This is a genomic window from Serratia sp. NPDC087055 (assembly GCF_044900985.1).
GTDB lineage: Bacteria > Pseudomonadota > Gammaproteobacteria > Enterobacterales > Enterobacteriaceae > Serratia.
In genome coordinates, this window is record NZ_JBJDOG010000001.1 from 1,059,684 (window position 1) to 1,075,231 (window position 15,548).

12 protein-coding genes and 1 riboswitch are annotated in these 15,548 nt (G+C 52.4%); of the genes, 8 read left to right on the plus strand and 4 right to left on the minus strand.

What is annotated here, in order from left to right; all coding sequences use genetic code 11:
- Positions 1-116 precede the first annotated feature (116 nt).
- The 3 genes from ACI2J2_RS05095 (at position 117) to ACI2J2_RS05105 (ending at position 3,673) form a co-directional block, all read left to right on the plus strand.
- Positions 117-944, plus strand: a complete 828-nt coding sequence (locus ACI2J2_RS05095) for an AraC family ligand binding domain-containing protein (protein WP_404760272.1) — start codon at positions 117-119, stop codon at positions 942-944.
- A 377-nt stretch (positions 945-1,321) separates the two neighbouring features.
- A complete protein-coding gene (locus tag ACI2J2_RS05100; RefSeq protein ID WP_404759569.1) occupies positions 1,322-2,428 on the plus strand; it encodes an ABC transporter substrate-binding protein in 1,107 nt (368 codons plus the stop codon).
- 279 nt (positions 2,429-2,707) lie between these two features.
- A complete protein-coding gene (locus ACI2J2_RS05105) occupies positions 2,708-3,673 on the plus strand; it encodes a DMT family transporter (RefSeq protein ID WP_209633580.1) in 966 nt (321 codons plus the stop codon).
- 32 nt (positions 3,674-3,705) lie between these two features.
- Here ACI2J2_RS05105 and fusA read toward each other — a convergent pair whose 3' ends face one another.
- The 4 genes from fusA to ACI2J2_RS05125 form a co-directional block, all read right to left on the minus strand.
- Positions 3,706-5,811: an elongation factor G gene (gene fusA / locus ACI2J2_RS05110; protein WP_209633578.1), complete on the minus strand. Its 2,106-nt coding sequence runs from the start codon at positions 5,809-5,811 to the stop codon at positions 3,706-3,708.
- A gap of 269 nt (positions 5,812-6,080) precedes the next feature.
- A complete protein-coding gene (locus ACI2J2_RS05115; protein WP_209633576.1) occupies positions 6,081-7,118 on the minus strand; it encodes an ABC transporter ATP-binding protein in 1,038 nt (345 codons plus the stop codon).
- Complete coding sequence (locus tag ACI2J2_RS05120; RefSeq protein ID WP_209633574.1) at positions 7,115-8,698, minus strand: iron ABC transporter permease; 1,584 nt, start codon at positions 8,696-8,698, stop codon at positions 7,115-7,117. The genes ACI2J2_RS05115 and ACI2J2_RS05120 overlap by 4 nt, the downstream gene beginning before the upstream one ends.
- A gap of 33 nt (positions 8,699-8,731) precedes the next feature.
- Positions 8,732-9,748, minus strand: coding sequence for an iron ABC transporter substrate-binding protein (locus tag ACI2J2_RS05125; RefSeq protein WP_265553333.1), 1,017 nt, complete (start codon positions 9,746-9,748; stop codon positions 8,732-8,734).
- A 522-nt stretch (positions 9,749-10,270) separates the two neighbouring features.
- On the opposite strand from ACI2J2_RS05125, the gene ACI2J2_RS05130 reads away from it, so the two are divergent.
- The 5 genes from ACI2J2_RS05130 to ACI2J2_RS05150 all read left to right on the plus strand — a co-directional run bounded on the left by ACI2J2_RS05130 (position 10,271) and on the right by ACI2J2_RS05150 (position 15,245).
- Positions 10,271-11,893, plus strand: a complete 1,623-nt coding sequence (locus ACI2J2_RS05130; RefSeq protein ID WP_404759570.1) for an ABC transporter substrate-binding protein — start codon at positions 10,271-10,273, stop codon at positions 11,891-11,893.
- 147 nt (positions 11,894-12,040) lie between these two features.
- A riboswitch (M-box (ykoK) riboswitch) is annotated at positions 12,041-12,214 on the plus strand.
- 30 nt (positions 12,215-12,244) lie between these two features.
- The gene (mgtE, locus tag ACI2J2_RS05135) at positions 12,245-13,309 is read left to right on the plus strand and encodes a magnesium transporter (RefSeq protein WP_209633571.1); all 1,065 of its coding nucleotides are present in this window, start codon (positions 12,245-12,247) and stop codon (positions 13,307-13,309) included.
- Positions 13,310-13,460: 151 nt separating this feature from the next.
- A complete protein-coding gene (mgtS, locus tag ACI2J2_RS05140) occupies positions 13,461-13,544 on the plus strand; it encodes a protein MgtS (RefSeq protein ID WP_390899961.1) in 84 nt (27 codons plus the stop codon).
- A gap of 111 nt (positions 13,545-13,655) precedes the next feature.
- Complete coding sequence (locus ACI2J2_RS05145; protein ID WP_037415475.1) at positions 13,656-13,835, plus strand: hypothetical protein; 180 nt, start codon at positions 13,656-13,658, stop codon at positions 13,833-13,835.
- 27 nt (positions 13,836-13,862) lie between these two features.
- A complete protein-coding gene (locus ACI2J2_RS05150) occupies positions 13,863-15,245 on the plus strand; it encodes a cation diffusion facilitator family transporter (protein ID WP_404759571.1) in 1,383 nt (460 codons plus the stop codon).
- The last annotated feature ends 303 nt before the right edge of the window (positions 15,246-15,548 follow it).

The window sequence follows — 15,548 nt, forward strand, 5'->3', positions numbered from 1 at the left end:
TAAAATACCCTACGCTGAATGAGCCGCAGCGTCCAGAGTACCGGGCAGTGCACTACTCAAAACCCGTTGTGTTGACTATCATATCGGCATCAGCAACATTGAAGCAGGACGGTACGGTGCAGGGTGTTCCATTAGCGTTTCCCTTTGAAAAGGACAGCGCACAGTTTCGGCGTTTGCCGCAGGTGCCGGGTGTAGAACTTTATCATGCCCATATTGAACGCTATGCCTTTGAACCGCATTCGCATGACGCTTTTGCCATCGGGACCGTCGATTTTGGTGCTGAGCGTTTCCGTTACCGTGGCGCGCAACATGTGGCGGCGCCGGGTTCACTGGTGTTGATGAACCCCGACGAACTGCATACCGGCCAGGCGGAAACCGTCGGTGGCTGGAATTACCGCATGCTGTATCTGGAGCCGGCGACCCTGGAGCTATTGTCAGGTGAGCAGGGGTTTTGGTTTACCGATGCGGTCCGCGAGGATCCATTAGCGGCGCGGCAACTGTCCGCCATGCTGGCCGCCCTGTGGCAAACTGATGACCCGCTTACGATTGACAGTTTGTTATTGCAGATCGTCGCCGTTTTTCGCCCTCATATCCAGGTATCAAGATCGTTGAAGGCCGAGTCGACGCACCGTTTTGATATTGTCAAAAGTTACCTGCACGATAACTTCTCCGCTGCGATTACATTGGGCCAACTGGCATCGTTGGTGTCTCTCAGTCCCTATCATTTTCTGCGTAAATTCAAAGCCGAATACCATGTGTCTCCCCAGCAGATGCTGATGGCAATCCGTTTGTCGCAGGCCAAACAGATGTTGGGGCGCGGTATACCTGCGGCACAGGTCGCGGCGGCAACGGGATTAACCGATCAGGCGCATTTGACGCGGGCTTTTGCTAATCGTTACGGTGTCACTCCTGTCCGCTATCAAAAACAAGTTGGAGGCCGCTGAAAAGAGGGGCCACAAGATGCGTCAGATGAAGGGCACCGAATAACGCGCAATAAATAGGGGCAATGCGTGGCCTTATACCCTTTCCGTTATTACCGCCGATATTAAGCTAAGTAGGCGAATGCTGCTTGTTCTCTGTCCAAGATGTATTTTCCGTTAACGTGATAATTCTTTTTTTTATGCTGCATTAGCAAAATTATCTGGCGAGTCATGCTGAAGGGTTTGTCACGCGCAGAATTTTACCTCTAACCGTGAATAGACACAGCGATTCTGGTTGATATAAAGCTTAATGGAAATTATTATCATTTGCGTTTTTGCATTCAGAATAATGAAATGAAAAATGATTAAGAACAACCCCAACTCCTGAGGATTGCTATTTTATGGGCGTTCGAAACTTCATAAGCTGTACGTTCTTTACCCTTTTGTTAACCCTGTCTGGCACCACAAATGCTGCCACCACGACATTAACGGATGTCCTGGGGCGGCAAGTTACGCTTGAGACCCCCGTCAAAAGGGCGGTCTTGGGGTTTTACTTTGAAGACTACATGGCTGTCGGCGGGGAAGTCGCGTACGAACACGTCATTGGTATTTCTCGTGAGGCCTGGCGAGGGAAAGTCCCTGCGAATTGGAGTATGTATGTTAAGCATATGCCATCGCTGGCCCGTATCGCCGATATTGGCGAAGTGGACCTGCATAATATTTCGCTCGAAAATATAATATCATTGAAACCCGACGTTATTATTTTGGCAGAGTGGCAATACGTTGCTCTTAAACATGAAGTCTCTCGCCTTGAAGAATTAAACATTCCGGTCGTCGTGGTAGACTACAATGCGCAAACTGTAGAAAGACATGTCAGCTCAACAAAAATATTTGGCATACTGACAGGGCAAGAAAAACGCGCTCAGGAATTGTCAGCGTTATACGCTAATAACATTGCCGATGTACAACGTAGAGTGGCTGCGTCAGGATTAAAGAAACCCAAAGTTTATATCGAGTTTGGCAATAAAGGTCCTGATGATTACTCCTTCACTTACGGTAAGAATATGTGGGGAGCGATGCTGAAGCTTGCGGGGGCAGACAATATCGCTGAACCGCTTTTTGAGTGGTGGGGCGTGATTAATCCAGAACAACTTCTCGTTTCGAAGCCTGATGCTATTTTCATCTCAGGAAGAGAAAACAACAAGATTGCCTCAGCGCTTTCGATGGGGGTGGGTGTTGATAAAAACATATCAATTCAACAGCTTATTGGGTTCTCTACACGCCAGGGGTGGAGTTCTTTGCCAGCCATTAAAAATAAGCAACTCTTCGGTGTGTATCAAGGTGCATCAAGAACGCTCTCTGATTTTGCCATGATTCAGTTTATTGCAAAGTCACTTTATCCAGAACAGTTTAAAGATGTTGATCCGGTTAAGAATTACCTAAGTTACTATGAAAAGTATTTGCCAGTGAAACCTGAGGGAACCTTTGCTATCAGCGCGTGGGAGTAAAAACATTGACTCAGGCGTGACGCACTGATTTCTGCCAGCACCAAAGGAAAGCCTGCATACAATGCAGGCTTTTTAAATGGGCCGTGTTTTTATGCAATTAAATGGCAAGAGTGGACTTAAGTTGCAGACGTTCAACGTTGCAGCAGAATTTCCCCGTACCTACGAAAAGTGAGTAAAACAGCAATTTGCTACAATATTCCCCCTGACGGGTCGATTAGGCTGACACCCAATATCATTCACGGGTTCAGGCTGCTGTACCTGGTTGTTGACGGAGTCACTATGTTTGTTGGTGTGTTATTTGCCTTGTCTGCTGGGCTGATGTGGGGGCTGATTTTTGTCGGCCCCGTGTTAATTCCTGAGTATCCTGCGGCATTGCAGTCCACCGGGCGTTACCTGGCTTTTGGCCTGATTGCGTTACCTCTGGCCTGGTTTGATCGTCGTCGATTGAAAAAGTTACACCGTAATGATTGGTGGGAAGCATTAAAACTGACGGCGATAGGTAACTTGTTGTATTACCTGTGCCTGGCCAGTGCGATACAACGTACCGGAGCACCGGTTTCCACCATGATTATCGGCACGTTGCCGGTGGTGATTTCGGTCACTGCCAATCTGTTTTACAGCCAACAGGATGGGCGACTTTCATGGCGTAAACTCACGCCAGCCTTGCTGTTGATCGCCTGCGGGTTGGCACTGGTTAACGTTGCCGAGCTGCAAGGCAATAAGGCACCTGTCGATGTCTGGCGCTATACCAGTGGCCTGGGGCTGGCATTAGTGGCGGTAGCATGTTGGACCTGGTTCCCGCTGCGCAATGCCCGCTGGTTACGAGAAAACCCAAATCAAAGGCCTGCAACCTGGGCGACGGCGCAGGGGCTGGTGACGTTACCGCTGGCGTTAGTGGGCTACGTGTTGGTTTGCGGCCAGTTGGCGATGACCCAACCGGCGTTTGCATTGCCGTTTGGGCCAAGGCCGGAACTGTTTATTCCTTTGATGCTTGTTATTGGCATATTCTGCTCGTGGATTGGCGCACTGTGCTGGAATGAAGCGAGCCAGCGTCTGCCGACGGTGTTGGTGGGGCCGCTGATCGTATTCGAAATTCTGGCAGGGCTCGCCTATACCTTTATGCTGCGTCAGGCGTGGCCGCCGTTATTGACCGTCGGTGGCATTGCCTGCCTGATGATTGGCGTGGTGTACGCGATGCGGATTAAGCCGCAGCCGGTGGTGGTGTCACTGGCTGCGAAGGAGTAACACCTGCCGTGGGGACACGACAGGTGCGGATTTTAGCGTTTGCTGTGGTGGATGATCTCTTCGGCCACATTATGGGGGGCTTCAGCGTAGTGGCTGAACTCCATCGTGTAAGTCGCGCGGCCCTGCGACATTGAGCGCAGGGTAGTTGAATAACCAAACATCTCGGACAGCGGCACCTTGGCGTGAATTTCCTTGCCGCCGCCGCCCGGGAGGTCCTCCATCCCTTGCACCAAACCGCGCCGAGACGACAGATCGCCCATCACGCTGCCGGCGTAGTCCTCTGGCGTTTCTACTTCTACCGACATAATCGGCTCGAGGATTACCGGGTCTGCCTGACGGCAGGCTTCTTTGAAGCCAAAGATCGCCGCCATGCGGAACGCTTGTTCTGAAGAGTCAACGTCGTGGTATGAACCGAAGGTCAGGTGCACCTTAACATCGACCACCTGATAACCGGCCAACACGCCATTATTCAGTGCTTCCAGTACGCCTTTTTTTACCGCCGGAATGAATTCCCCCGGAATAACGCCGCCTTTTATCTCATCAATGAACTCAAAACCTTTACCCGGTTCATTGGGTTCCACCGTCAACACCACGTGGCCGTACTGCCCCTTGCCGCCAGATTGACGCACGAATTTCCCTTCTACGTCGGTCACGCGTTTGCGTATCGTCTCACGGTAAGACACTTGCGGTTTGCCGGTGGTGGTTGCCACGCCAAATTCGCGCCGCATGCGATCGACGATAATTTCCAGGTGCAATTCGCCCATGCCGTAAATAATGGTCTGGCCGGAGTCTTCATCCGTGCGCACGCGGAAAGAGGGATCCTCGGAGGAGAGCCGCTGAAGCGCAATCCCCATTCGCTCCTGATCGGCCTTGGTTTTTGGCTCAATGGCTTGTGCGATCACCGGCTCTGGGAACACTATTTTTTCCAGCGTGATGATGGCGTTAGGATCGCACAGGGTGTCACCGGTCGTGACGTCTTTGAGTCCCACACAGGCGGCAATATCACCGGCGTGCAGCTCTTCGACATCTTTGCGATCGTTGGCGTGCATTTGCACGATGCGACCAATACGCTCTTTCTTGCCTTTGATCGGGTTATAAACGCTGCTGCCCTTGGTGAGTACACCGGAGTAAACCCGCACAAAGGTGAGTTGGCCAACAAAAGGATCGGTCATCAGTTTAAACGCCAGCGCGGAAAACTTTTCGTCATCGGACGCTCGGCGGATAACAATCTTGTCGTGCTCATCGTGGCCTTCCATGGGCGGAACGTCGAGCGGCGAAGGCATCAGTTCGATCACCGCGTCGAGCATGCGTTGCACGCCCTTGTTGCGGAAGGCTGAACCACACAGCATGGGCTGGATTTCACCCGCCACCGTGCGCAGACGCAGGCCACGAACGATCTCCTCTTCGCTCAACGGCACCTGATTAAGGTATTTATCCATCAGTTCTTCCGAACCTTCGGCGGCGGCTTCGATCATTTTATCTCGCCACTCTTGGGCAATGTCGCGCAGTTCTGCGGGGATCTCTTCAAAGCTGAAGCTCATGCCTTGCGTCGCTTCGTCCCACACAATGGCCTTCATGCGTACCAGGTCCACCACGCCGGTGAAGTGGTCCTCGGCGCCAATAGGAATGACAATCGGCACGGGATTGGCCTTCAGACGTTCGATCATCATTTTACGTACGCGGAAAAAGTCCGCACCGACGCGGTCCATTTTGTTGACGAACGCCAGACGTGGCACTTTGTATTTATTGGCTTGACGCCAAACGGTCTCTGATTGCGGTTGTACACCGCCCACCGAGTCATAAACCATGACCGCGCCGTCCAGCACGCGCATGGAACGTTCGACCTCAATGGTAAAGTCCACGTGGCCTGGGGTGTCGATGATATTGATACGATGCTGCGGATAATTATGCTGCATGCCGTTCCAGAAACAGGTTGTTGCTGCCGAGGTAATGGTAATACCGCGTTCCTGTTCCTGTGCCATCCAGTCCATGGTGGCTGCGCCGTCGTGCACTTCGCCCAGCTTGTGACTGACCCCGGTGTAAAACAGAATTCGCTCGGTCGTGGTGGTTTTGCCGGCATCAATATGCGCTGAAATGCCGATGTTGCGGTAGCGTTCGAGGGGGGTAGTACGTGCCATAATTAACCTTTCTTAGCCGCGTTAAAGAGAAGCGGCTCAAACAGCATGAATAATTATGATAATCCTCTGTGGGTTATCTCCGGACGGATGAATGATTACACCGGTCACAGATTAATCGTAGTTGATAGAAGGGGTTTTACTAAGTGATGGCTGCGATAGGTTTTTCCGTATTGGCCTGCGTGCCGACATTGCTGCGGGCAGAGCAGAAGATCATTGAGACGACTCAAATGGCCAGCAGGGTAGCGGGCGATAACTCGCCCACTACGGCATCACTCGGCAAAGATGTGCGCCTGACCGATGATACTCAGGCTGACGTGGGAACCGGCACGAATGCCTTCTCGGCTGACGGTTTTAATCTCGATAGCCGTGTCATTGCCGGTCATGCGCAGATTTAAGGTCGAGACAAAACCGGCAAAATCAATGCTGGTCACGATCGCCTGGCTCTGCTGTTGTGACACAGACTGGCTAATTTGGATCTGTTCTGGGCGCAGCATAATGCGCGCAGGCCCGCGGCGCTGACAATCGTCCACGGCAATTCGGCCCAGAGCGCAATCGGCCCAGCCTTGTTCAAGCTCTGCGGACAACACCAGCGTTTCCCCTAAAAAGGTGGCTGTCGGCTCGTCCACCGGTCGCAGATAGAGATCTTGTGGTGGGCCGACCTGCGCCAAACGCCCATTACGCATCACCGCGACCTGATCGGCAAATGACAGGGCTTCGGTTTGATCGTGGGTCACCAGAATCGACGCAACCTTGGCTTCGGCCAGCAGCTCGGCCACGGCTTTGCGGGTCGCGGCGCGCAGGCCGGTATCGAGCGCGGAAAAGGGCTCATCGAGCAACATCAGTTTGGGTTGCTGAGACAATGCACGTGCCAAGGCCACCCGCTGTTGCTGTCCGCCGGACAGCTCGTGCGGCCACAGTGCTCCAAGGCGGCGATCCAGCGCCACCATCTCCATCAATGCATCAATGCGCAACTGTTTGTCGCGTTTGCTTCCCTTTAGACCGAATCCAATATTGCCTGCCACGGTAAAGTGTGGGAATAACGCGCCGTCCTGTGGCACAAAGCCAATGCCACGCAGGTGTGCCGGTACCCAACCGTTGCCGTTGGCCATCGCCTGGCCTTGTAACATCACTTGGCCGTTATCCGGAATTTCAAAACCCGCGATGATGCGCAGCAACGTGGTTTTCCCAGAGCCCGAAGGGCCGACAATCGCGGTACGGCTGCCTTCTTCGACCTGTAAATCAATATGCTCCAGCACCTTAACTGCGTTATAGGACTTACTGATGCCGTGTAGTTCAAGCGTACTCATAATCCCGCCGTGCGTTTGGATTGAGAATAAAGAAGCCAGGTCAATGGCAGAGACAGCCCCACCATAATCAAAGCGTAAGGGGCTGCCGCCACATAGTCGATCTCGCTGGTCAATGCCCAGAAACCGGTCGCCAACGTGCGCGTCCCGTTGGGTGCCAGTAGCAGAGTGGCGGTCAACTCATTGGAGATGGCCAGAAACACCAGCGCCGCCCCGGCGGCTGCACCCGGGGCCGCCAGGCGCAGCGTGGTACTCCATAACGCTTGAGCCGGTGAACGCCCGAGGCTGCGTGCCACGTTTTCCAGCTCGACCGGCGCCTGAGCAATACCGGCGCGCAGGTTGATCAAGGCTCGTGGCATAAACATCAATAAATAGGCCAGCAGCAAGGTAATTTCTGTTTGGTAAATGGGGCGGAAGCTGTGAATGGTGATGGTCACCAACGCCAGCGCGACCACAATGCCGGGCAGTGAACTGGTGACATAGTTGCAGCCTTCCAGCACGCGATAGAGCCGCGCCGGGTAGCGTACCGACAACCAGGCCATAGGAATGGCGCACAAGGTGATCAGTAATGCGCCGCTGGCGGCCAGCGACAATGTTTGCAGCAAGGCCGGCAATAACTCGGCGTTACGCCACACGTCAAGCCCACCGAGCGCCAGCCATCGGGCTAGCGTAATAAAGGGAACGCCCAGTGCCAGCGCCGTGAGGCACACTGGCAGTAGCAGGCCGAATAGGGTGGCCATTTTGCCAAGTCGATACGCGGTCTGGCTGCGGGCACTGCCAGAGCCGACGCGGGCATAACGCGCCCGACCACGGCTGGCGGCCTCCAGCAGCAGCAGCCCCAGACAGCACAGCACCAGCACACCCGCCAACATGTTGGCGGCCGGGCCGTTAAAGGTAGACTGGAATTGATCGAAAATGGCGGTGGTAAAGGTATCAAAACGGATCATGGCGTACAGGCCGTATTCCGCCAGTAAATGCAGTGCGATCAGCAGTGATCCGCCCCAAATGGCCAGTTTTAGCTGCGGTAACACCACGCGGAAAAAGACAGCCAATGGCCGACTACCCAACGAGGTGGCGACGTCTTCAATACCGGGATCCAAGCGGCGCAAAACCGCGGCGGCCGGCAGATAAATAAACGGGAAGTAGGCGAGCACAGAAATAAAGACACCCGCGCCCAGTCCGTGCATTGAAGGCACCAAACTGATCCAGGCATAACTTTGCACGAAGGCGGGTACTGCCAGCGGTGCTGTCGCCAATAAAGACCAGATGCGGCGCCCCGGCAACGTCGAACGTTCAGTCAGCCAGGCTAGCGTCACCCCAAGAAGTGCACAGATGGGTAAGGTGAAGATCACCAACAGCAGAGTGTTGAGCAGCAATTCGCCCACGCGGGGGCGAAATACCAGAGCTTTAACCGTTTGCCAGCCGGTTTCAAACGCCACACTAATGACAAACCCCAGCGGCAATAGCGCCAACAGGGAAAGTAAAATGGCCGTTGCCACGATAAACAGCCCGGGCCGATGATGACGCCGGGTCGAAGCGTACCGCGGGGCTGAGCCCGCGGCGTTGAAACCTATATTCGACATAGGGTTGAAAGCTCTCTGTACTGATAAACCGGCTTACAGTAGCCCGGCTTCGGTCATCAACTCGACCACTTTTTTGCCATTCAGCGACGAAGCGTCAACTTTTGGTGCATCCAGTTCTTTCAGCGGTACCAGTTTTGGATTGGAGGCAGCATTAACACCGACGGCATACTCGAAGGCGTTGTTCGTACGCAGAATCTCTTGGCCGTTTTTACCGGTGATCCACTTAACGAACTCCTGTGCCTGTTTTTGGTGCTTGCTGGATGCCAGCACACCGCCACCAGAGATGCTAACGAACGCGCCTGGATCCTGGTGTTTGAAATAGTAAAGCTTGATGTTTTTACTGTTTTCGCCCGTTTTTGCACCATCGACGAACGGATAATAGTGATAGATAACCCCGCTGTCGATTTGGCCGGCATTGACCGCTTTCATCACGGTGCTGTTACCTTTATAGGCGGTGGCGTTGGTCTTCATCGCTTTCAGCCATTCCAGCGTGGCTTTTTCGCCTTTGAGCTCCAGCAATGCACTGACGATAGCCTGGAAGTCAGCACCTGAAGGTGACGCGGCCCAGCGGCCTTTCCATTCCGGCTTGGCCAGATCCAGCAGGGACTTAGGCAGCTGTGCCTCTGTCAGTTTCGCCGGATTGTAAACGAACACCGTTGAGCGGGCGGCAATGCCAACCCAGCGGCCGTGCTGCGGACGGTACTGCGGTTCAACCTGCGCCAGTGTTGCTGCGTCCAGCGGAGCGAACAGCTTGGCGTTGTCTACCAGCACCATCGCAGGGGAGTTTTCCGTCAGAAATACGTCGGCAGGGGATGCGGTGCCTTCTTGCACCAGTTGGTTGCCCAATTCGCTGTCGCCGCCGTTACGCAAGGTCACTTTTATGCCGGTGTCTTTGGTAAAGCCGTCAACCCAGGATTTCACCAGGTTTTCGTGTTGCGCGTTATAAATAACGATACCGTCATCCTGGGATGCCGCATTGGCCGAGAACGCCAGCATCATGGACGATGCCAACAAGGCAATCGGGCCGAGAGAAGAGAAACGCAGCTTCATACAGTCATCCTTATTAAGAGAGTGCAGAGAATAAAAGCGAAATGTGCCTAACGGGCGTTGGGCTGCCCTGATTGTATATAAGAACATTAATAATGATAGTGAAAACGATTCGTATTAATTTATTTTTAGATTTTGCTCACTAATTATCTCATCCTAAGGAAAAATTAAGTTTCAGCCTGAATAATCTGCCTTGATACCTGATTCTCATCAGTATTTATTATGTTCAAACCCTCATCTTCAATTCGTGCGCGACGTATTCGTTAGCTGAAGAACGCGCCGGAAGCCACGCTGTTCTTTTCGTTGATCACAATGATCCCCGCTGCCATGGGGAAGCGCCAACCGCCGTCTCGACCAGTATCAAACAGGCTCACCAACGCAGCAGATATTCGATTGATTGTGAAAGAAATTCATGTTGTTCGGTACGCGCTTATTTGGTTATGAGTCATAGCGTTTAATCATTTAATTTATTCAACTGCTTCACTGTATATATACGTCGACAAAACACCAATAAGGGATATCGACGTGAAGTATTCATTCAAACTTAACGGATTAGCCGGTCTAATCATCTTGTCTTTACAGGCGATGGTGCCGGTTAACGCCGCCGACGTGCCTGCAGGGGCTCAACTGGCCACCGTACAGGAACTGGTCCGGGCCAATGGTTATGAGCCGGCAACGCTTGATCCGAATTTGGCAGAAAGTAACGTAGAGTTTTATATCTTCAATGACGTTTTTGAAGGTTTGCTGCGGGTGGGTAAAAACGGTGAAGTGATCCCCGCGCTGGCGACAAAATGGGTGCAGCAGGGCAATGTCTGGACATTCTATTTGCGGCCGGAAGCCAAATGGTCAAACGGCGATCCGGTGACGGCCGATGACTTCGTCTACAGCTGGCGGCGCCTCACCGATCCCAAAACAGCATCCCCCTATGGTAGCTATTTGGCGTCGGCCTATGTGCTAAACGCGGCAGAGATTAACGCCGGCAGCAAACCGCCAACCGAGCTGGGTGTGAAAGCGTTGGATGCACACAGGCTACAAGTCACATTGGTTGAGCCAAACTCCTATCTGCTTAAGCAGTTAGTGCATTTTCCTGTGCTGCCGGTGAATCGAAACGTGGTGGAGAAATACGGCAAAAATTGGACTCAACCGCAGAACTTTGTTGGCAACGGGGCGTTCCGCCTGACGCAGTGGGTCGTGAATGAGAAAGTGGTGGTGGAACGCAACAGCCAGTATTGGGATAACGCCCGCACGGTGCTCAATAAAGTGACGTTCCTGCCGTTACAGGGGTTCCCTGAAGTGGCACGTTTCCGAGCCGGCGAAATTGAATTGGGCTACAGTGCGCCGCCGGAATTGTACCGGCAGTTAAAAAACAGCCTGGGTGATGAACAGTTGATCACCTATCCACTGCTGTCGACCAGTTACTTTGCCTTTAACAACCGGCAGGCTCCCTTCAATGATGTCCGCGTGCGTCAGGCATTAAATCTGGCGCTGGATAAAGAGATCATAGCCACCAAAGTGCTGGGCTATGGCCAACAGCCGGCCTGGACGTTTACGCCAACCGGTGCCGGTGGTTTTACGCTGCAAGCGGGCCAAGAGGCCGGGTGGCCACGCGAACAGCGTATCGCACAGGCGAAAAAGCTATTGGCGGAAGCGGGCTTTGATGCGGCACATCCGTTAAGTTTCACGCTGCTGTACAGCAACGATGCCACCATCAAGAAAATAGTGATCGCCAGCAGTGCGATGTGGAAAAAGAACCTGGGTGTGGACGTCACCTTGCAGAGCCAGGAACGGAAGGTGGTGCTGGACAATATCAACAATGGGCAGTACAGCGTGGCTTTCAGCCGTTGGTTGGCAGACTACAATGATCCGTCTACGTTCCTGAACGTGTTCCGCGCTACCAGCAGTGAAAATTCAGCCAAATATGCCAACGAAAATTACGATCGTTTGTTACACCAGGCGACCGCGGCGCAGACGCCACAGCAAGTACAACGCTATTTCCAACAGGCTGAAGACGTGCTGGCGGTAGACACGCCAGTGGCACCGGTTTACTACGAAGCGAAGGCCACTCTGGTCAAACCCTATGTGAAAGGTATCGACTTTACCCGGCAGGGGCCGCTGTACGACAAGAATGTGTATATTCTCGCTCATTAACGACAGAATAACGCGTGGGCCGGGAGGGTACTGGCCCGCATTTATTATTTTGTCGCGAAACTTTTTTCTAAATGTTTCATAAACGGTTAGCCAACTTTTTCCTCATCGATAAAAAACCGCGCCTATACTGCCCCCCGTAGTTTATATGCAGTATCTCGTTTGGCGAGGCTCCTATACAAACACAGGTTACTGATCTGACGACATCGAGAGATGCCCAAGGTTAAGACAGGCTTTATCGGATTAAGGTTCAGCCCAAGGTAACTTCTGATGAATACATCAGATACGTTGTATAGTGCTAAAACCTGGACGCGGAGATAGGCTGTCTGCACTCCCTCTGTGGTTAACGCCCCTATGCGATTCGCTGTTGAAGTTCAAACAGAAATAGGGACTAACATAATGAAGTTACATCAAAATCACCCATCCTCGGCGCTTGCCTCTGCTGAAACTCATGATGAGTCTTCGGTCGCGGGCTATATGAATGCCGATTTTATTACTATCCCCGGCAATATGACGGTTAATAACGCAAAAGATTATTTTCTTTCGCAACTTAAAACCGAAGAAATTCCGACGCAGTTGTTTGTTACCGCCGACGATTATCATTTACGTGGCACATTATCGGTAAAAAAACTCCTGCAGTGCGACGATCATGATAAAGCCGTTGGGGTGATGATCAACCAAAGTTATTTCCAGGTTTCCCCCGATGACGATCGCAATGATGTCGCTCATTTACTGGCTAAGGGCGGCTTGGATGTGGTACCGGTGGTGGCGAATAATACGCTGGTGGGCGTGCTGGGCGAACGAGAAATTGCCCGGCTGATCGAAGATGAAAATACCGAGGATGCACAGCGTCAGGGTGCCAGTCTGCCACTGGACAAACCTTATCTGGAAACCAGCCCTTGGGCGTTATGGCGCAAGCGTTCGGTATGGTTGCTGATGCTGTTTGTCGCAGAAGCCTATACCGGTAATGTATTAAAGGCGTTTGAAGAGCAGTTGGAAGCCGCTATCGCATTGGCGTTTTTCATCCCATTACTGATCGGCACCGGCGGTAACAGCGGTACTCAAATCACGTCTACATTGGTACGGGCCATGGCGTTGGGCGAGGTGAGCCTGCGCAATCTGGGGGCGGTAATCCGCAAGGAGGTATCCACCTCGCTGCTGATCGCCATCACCATTGGCGTGGCTGCCTGGGTGCGGGCCTGGATTATGGGCGTAGGGATGGACGTGACATTGGTGGTCAGTCTGTCATTGGTCGCCATCACCGTCTGGAGCGCCATTGTTTCCTCGATTATCCCCATGCTGCTCAAACGCCTGGGTATTGATCCCGCGGTGGTCTCTGCGCCGTTTATTGCCACCTTTATTGATGGCACCGGTTTGATTATTTATTTCAAAATCGCCCAGTACATTCTGGAGATTTAAAGACGTATCCGCTCCGTGTCTCTGCCGGAGCGGGCATTTTATCTGACAAAACAGGAGGCGCGTAAATATCCATGAGCAATGACCCCATCCGCTTTTTAATTAAAGAGGCATTTATCGATAATAACTAACCGAGGACGAAATAATGGGAAACATGACAATCTTTGTAGGATTCCTGAGTGTTATCAGCTCGCTGGGCTTGCTAGCTGCCTATATGAGCACTAAATGGGATGATTAATGAACGCTAAAGATCCGCCTGGATGCATCCTCCTCGACGTGCTTTATTTACGACGGGGAGGATGCGCTTAAATGCTGACCGCAGGATGCGGCTTTATGGAGTATAACGATAATGATTATTTCTATTCTTGGCTTACTTTATGCCATTTTGATGATCTCTGTTGGTGTGAATGAGATTTATTTTTATTCAACCGGAAAATCAGAATTCCTTTCTAGTTTAATGCTGACATTCTCGGGTACTATGCTGCTGGTTGCTTTTGTCTGGCAATGGTCTACTAAAATAAAAAAATGAATTACCCATTTGAATGTGAGTCGTAATATGCAAAATGAAAAGCAATCCGTTGCCAGAAACTCCATGATAGCGAGCGGGCTATTGGCCGTCGGTAAATTTACTGCCGGTATTTTTACCGGGAGTATTGGCCTTATTTCAGAAGGGATCCACTCTCTCACCGATTTTGTTGCCACCAGCATTACCTGGCTGGCGGTACGTATCAGCGATAAACCTGCCGACGATGATCACCATTTTGGCCACGGCAAGGTCGAAAACCTGGCGGCACTGTTTGAAGTGCTGCTGCTACTGGGGGCGGCAGGCTGGATTGTTTATGAAGCGGGCAAAAGCCTGCTGGGCGACGCCCATGAAATCGTCGCAGCGCCCGTGGTGATCGCCGTGCTGTTGATCTCTATCCTGGTCGATTTTTTCCGTGTTAAAGCATTGAACCGTGTGGCAAAAGCCACTGACAGTGCGGCATTGGAAGCCGATGCGCTGCATTTTTTCTCCGATATGCTGGCTTCCGCCGTTGTGCTGTTGGGGATGGTTTTTGTTCTGTTGGGTTTCAACCGTGCAGATGCCATTGCAGCCTTGATCGTCGCCTGTTTTATTGTGGTCGCGGCGCTGAAACTGGGAAAACGCTCTTTCGATTCGTTAATGGACACGGCACCCGCCGGAGCCAAGGAAGAAATCAGCGCATTGCTCGACACCTTCCCAGCGATATTGGCAACCGAGAGTATTCGTATTCGTAACGCAGGGGCCAGCTTGTTCATTGAAGTCACTGTCGCCGTCTGTCGTACTTTGCCGTTAGAGCGCATTAACGCGTTAAAACAGTCTATTGCAGAACGCCTGGAACAGCAGTACGCACATGCCGAAGCCACGGTGATTGCCAACCCACAAACCCGCAGTGACGAAGACATGGCGACCCGCATCCGGGTGATTGCTGCCAACCACGGTGCCGTGGTGCAAAATCTGGCGCTACAACAACTGCCCGAACGGATGTCGATCAGCATGGATCTGGCGGTCCCGGCCAGCGCCAGTGTGGCGCAGGCACACGACATCGCCAGCGAAATCGAAACGCTGCTACGACAGGCGATTGGTGAAGAGACAGAGATTGAAACGCACCTGGAGCCCCAAACCCATCACTGGATTGCCAGCGAGGACGTGGCACCGGATGAACTGGCCGATATTCGTCAGATACTGCAAACGGTAGTGGAGGGTGGAGACATGGTGCAGGACGTGCATAATATTCGCGCCCGTAAAACCACCGGCGGTATCATCGTCAATTTCCATTGTCGGGTATCCCCGGCGGCCTCCATTGTGTCAGCTCATGCAGCGGTAGACAGCATCGAGCGCCAACTGCGCGCACGCTATCCGACGATTTCTCGGGCAGTAGGGCACGTGGAACCCATTAAGCCTAAACCCGGTATTTGAGGCCGCGTTCCCCTGGCGTATATACGCCATTGGCTGCTGCCCGGTGAGTGCTCGGCAGCAGCCTGCATCATTTGCTTAAGTGACATTGTCACGAAGATCTCTTCTGTAAAGTAGAACGTTTTACCGCCGATTATATTGTTGGGTCTATTGTTCATTCAATTTATTTACTTTACAGTAAAGTAAATAAATTGAATGAAACGGTGGTGCGTGTGATGAAGATCCCTTCTCAGTTATCCATACCGCGTTGCCTCCCGAAACAGCACCAAATGCCGTTTATCCGTTTAATCCTGAGAGGAGATTAAG